Source organism: Mesorhizobium sp. M1A.F.Ca.IN.020.06.1.1 (assembly GCF_004023265.1).
In the GTDB taxonomy this organism is placed as follows: domain Bacteria; phylum Pseudomonadota; class Alphaproteobacteria; order Rhizobiales; family Rhizobiaceae; genus Mesorhizobium.
Map to the genome: position 1 here is coordinate 1 of NZ_RZSR01000623.1, position 3,619 is coordinate 3,619.

Genomic DNA, 3,619 nt, shown 5'->3' on the forward strand with positions numbered 1-3,619 from the left:
ATGGAGCGGGCTCTCAGGGCCTCGATCGACAACAGCGTATGATTGATGGTGCCGAGCGCGGTGCGGGCGCACAGTATCACCGGCAGCCGCCATTGTTCGAATATGTCAATGAACCTTGTCTGTCGATTGAGCGGCACCATCAGCCCGCCGGCGCCTTCGATGACGAGCGGTGTCGGCAGGACCGGAAATGAAAGATCGTCGGCCTCGATCGCGACGCCGTCGATTTCGGCTGATCGATGCGGCGACAGCGGCATCGTCAGTCGATAGACTTCGGGCAGCACGCGTCCGTCGGGCAAGCCGGAAAGCCGGGCGACGACCTCGCTGTCAGTCTCCTCGTCGAGGCCCGATTGCACCGGCTTCCAGTAGAAGCCGTCGAGCAGCCCGGCAAGTCCGGCCGAAAATACTGTCTTGCCAATTCCGGTGTCTGTTCCGGTGACGACGATGCGTTTGGTCATGCTGTGGCCAACACCTCAACGAGAGCCTCGACCATGGCGGAAATGTCGGTCTCGTCGACGTTGAGCGTCAGCGAAATGCGCAGGCGCGATGTGCCCTCGGGCACCGTCGGCGGACGTATGCCGCGTATGTCGAAGCCGCGTGCCTGCAGGGCCGCCGCCACCGCCATGGTGCGCCCAACGTCGCCGATGACAAATGGCTGGATCTGCGAGCCGCTGGGTACGACGCCGCAGCGCTCGGCCAATTGGCGGCCGGCGCAGGCAACGCGTTCCTGCAGCTGAGCGCGGCGCATGGGCTCGTCGGACAGAATAGTCAGCGCTTCGCGCGCCGCGACCGCCATCAGCGGCGAGGGCGCGGTGGCGTAGATGAACGGCCGGCACCGGTTGACGAGATAATCGCACAGTGTCCTCGGCCCGGTGACGAGTGCACCGGATGCGCCGAGCGCCTTGCCGCATGAGTGGAGCGTGACGATGTTGTCGCGGCCTTGGCACGCGGCGGCCAGTCCCCGGCCGTCCGGTCCCCAGATGCCGGTGGCATGCGCTTCATCGACGACGATGAATGCCTGGTGCCGATCGGCCATCGCGACCAGGCTCTCCATCGGCGCGCGGTCGCCATCCATGCTGTAAAGGCTTTCGACGGCGATCCACACGCGCCCCGTGCCGCCTTCGGCGCGCCAGCGGGTGATTGCGTCCTCGACAGCGTCGACGTCGTTGTGCGCGGCCAGCTTGAACTCGGCGCGCCCGGCCTGCGCGCCCTCATGCATGCTGGCATGGGCGAGTTCGTCGAGGACCAGCAGGTCGCCTTTCTGCGGCAGCGCGGTCAACAGGGCGAAGTTGGCGATGTAGCCGCTGCCAAAGAACAGCGCACGGTCGGCGCCGAAGAATGCCGCGGCGTCCGCCTCCAGTTGCTCATGTTCCGGTGCGTTGCCGCGCAACAGCCGCGACCCGGTGGCGCCAACCGGCGTGCCCCGCGCAATCGCCGCCGCAACCGCTTCGCCAAGTCTTTTGGAGGCGGCAAGTCCGAGATAGTCGTTCGACGAGAAGTCGAGACCGGCGCGCGGTGCGAGCGTCCGCAACCGGTCCTTGCGCGCCAGTCCGCGCAAGGATGCGTCATAGCGGGCAAGAATTGCCTCGTTCATTGCGTGGCGAGTTCCATCGGCTCGATGCCGAGACGCTGGAACAGAAGGCTATCCTTGTCCTCGCCGGGATTGTCCGCCGTCAGCAGCGTGTCGCCGACAAAGATCGAGTTAGCGCCGGCAAAGAAGCACAACGCCTGCGTTTCGTCGCTCATCGCCGTCCTGCCGGCGGACAGCCTTACACAGGATTTCGGCATCATCACCCGCGCGAGCGCAACGATGCGGACGAAATCGATCGGATCGATGGCGTCGGCCGCGGCAAGCGGCGTGCCTTCGATGGGAATAAGCATGTTGATCGGCACGCTTTCCGGCGGCTCGGGCAGGTTCGCGAGCGTGACCAGCATGTCGATGCGATCGGTCTTTTCTTCCCCCATCCCGACGATGCCGCCGCAGCAGACTTTCATCCCAACCGCGCGCACGTGCCCAAGCGTTTCCAGCCGGTCGGCAAAAGTCCTGGTTGAAATAACCTCGCCATAGTAGCGCTCAGAGGTATCGATGTTGTGGTTATAGTAGTCGAGACCGGCCTGCTTCAGGCGAGCAGCTTGCTCAAGATCGAGCATGCCGAGCGTCATGCAGGTCTCCATGCCGAGCGCCTTGACGCCCTCGATCATGGCGACCACAACGTCCATGTCGCGCTCCTTGGGACTTCGCCACGCTGCGCCCATGCAATAGCGCGTTGCGCCGCCATCACGCGCCTTGGCCGCTTCGTCGATGACATGCTTGACGTTCATCAGCTTCGACGCCTTCACCCCGGTTTCGTAATGCGCAGACTGGCTGCAATAGCCGCAATCTTCGGGGCAGCCGCCGGTCTTGATGCTAAGGAGCCGCGACAGCTGCACTCGGTTTCGATCGAAGTTCTGGCGGTGGATCGTCTGAGCTAGGAACAGCAGATCGTTGAATGGCATGCCGTAGATGGCCTCAGCCTCTTTGCGGTTCCATCGCGGAGGCGTTCCCATCGACCGATTGCATGGTCTGGTTCACGTCGAACTCCGAGTTCATTCCAACCGTCATCGTCAAACCTTTGTTGCTAGTCCGGTACGCCTTCAGGAGTCTGTCGACCGGCAAGCTCGGTCCGACTTGGCTTTGGAGCGCACTCGCTAAAAGGCGAGCTGCGGCACGTCTTTCCACCGCCTTCCTACGCCTGCCGAGCTGATGTTGCTCCTCATGCCGTAATCCTCAGTTCAAATGCTTGCAGATGTTCTGGTGGTCCGGCATGTCCAGGCCGATGTCGAGGATCGGGGCGCTGTGCGTCAGCCATCCCATGGAGATGAGATCGACACCGGTCGCCGCAATCGCCGCCGCCGTTTTCGGCGTCACCCGACCGGAAGCCTCGGTGATCGTACGGCCACCCACTATAGAAACCGCGCGGGCAAGATCCTCGACCGACATATTGTCGAGCAGCACCGCGTCAACACCAATCGCGAGCGCTGCATCGAGCTGCTTCAGCGTGTCGACCTCAACCTCGACCTTCACCATATGCCCTGCGGCGGCGCGCGCCCGCTCTATTGCTGTGCGGATATCGCCGGCGATCGCGATGTGATTGTCCTTTATGAGCACGCCGTCATCGAGGCCGAAGCGGTGATTGGCACCGCCGCCGACGCGCACGGCGTATTTTTCCAATACCCGCAGGCCGGGCGTCGTCTTTCGCGTCGATACGATCCTCGCCTTGTGACCGCGCACGGCCTCAACCATCGCCGCTGTGGCAGTGGCAATGCCGCTCAGCCGGCATAAGAAATTGAGGGCAGTGCGTTCGGCCGTGAGCAGGCCTCGCGCGGGTCCGGACAATCTTGCAATGGTTTCCCCGGCCCCGACATCGCTGCCATCAGGGCGCCAGATCTGGATGTTGATCGCCGGTTCCACGAGCAGGAAGGCGTACGAGACCAGATCGAGCCCGGCAACGACGCCCGCCTGCCTCGATCTGAGCACCAACGTGGCAGTGCAATCATGCGGGATAACCGCATCGCTGGTCAGGTCGCCGCATCTGCCCAGGTCTTCGAGGAGCGCACCGCGCACAATCGGTTCGATCAGGGT

The 3,619-nt window shown here is 63.6% G+C and carries 4 protein-coding genes; all 4 read right to left on the minus strand.

Annotated elements, in window-relative coordinates:
- The coding region (gene bioD / locus EOA60_RS23660) for a dethiobiotin synthase (protein WP_128311982.1) at positions 1–455 on the minus strand (455 nt) is incomplete at its 3' end.
- Complete coding sequence (locus tag EOA60_RS23665) at positions 452–1,591, minus strand: 8-amino-7-oxononanoate synthase (protein ID WP_091595817.1); 1,140 nt, start codon at positions 1,589–1,591, stop codon at positions 452–454. The genes bioD and EOA60_RS23665, both read right to left, overlap by 4 nt.
- Positions 1,588–2,544 carry a biotin synthase BioB gene (bioB, locus tag EOA60_RS23670; protein ID WP_127335464.1) on the minus strand — a complete coding sequence of 319 codons (957 nt, stop codon included), beginning with the start codon at positions 2,542–2,544 and terminating at the stop codon, positions 1,588–1,590. Before bioB ends, EOA60_RS23665 begins: the two co-directional genes overlap by 4 nt.
- 220 nt (positions 2,545–2,764) lie before the next feature.
- The gene (gene nadC, locus EOA60_RS23675) at positions 2,765–3,616 is read right to left on the minus strand and encodes a carboxylating nicotinate-nucleotide diphosphorylase (RefSeq protein WP_128311983.1); all 852 of its coding nucleotides are present in this window, start codon (positions 3,614–3,616) and stop codon (positions 2,765–2,767) included.
- Positions 3,617–3,619: the final 3 nt, after the last annotated feature.

What these genes read in the sequence shown, in the direction of transcription:
- bioB (WP_127335464.1), bottom strand. Translation starts at nt 2,544, where the DNA reads ATGGGAACGCCTCCGCGATGGAACCGCAAAGAGGCTGAGGCCATCTAC.
- EOA60_RS23665 (WP_091595817.1), bottom strand. Translation starts at nt 1,591, where the DNA reads ATGAACGAGGCAATTCTTGCCCGCTATGACGCATCCTTGCGCGGACTG.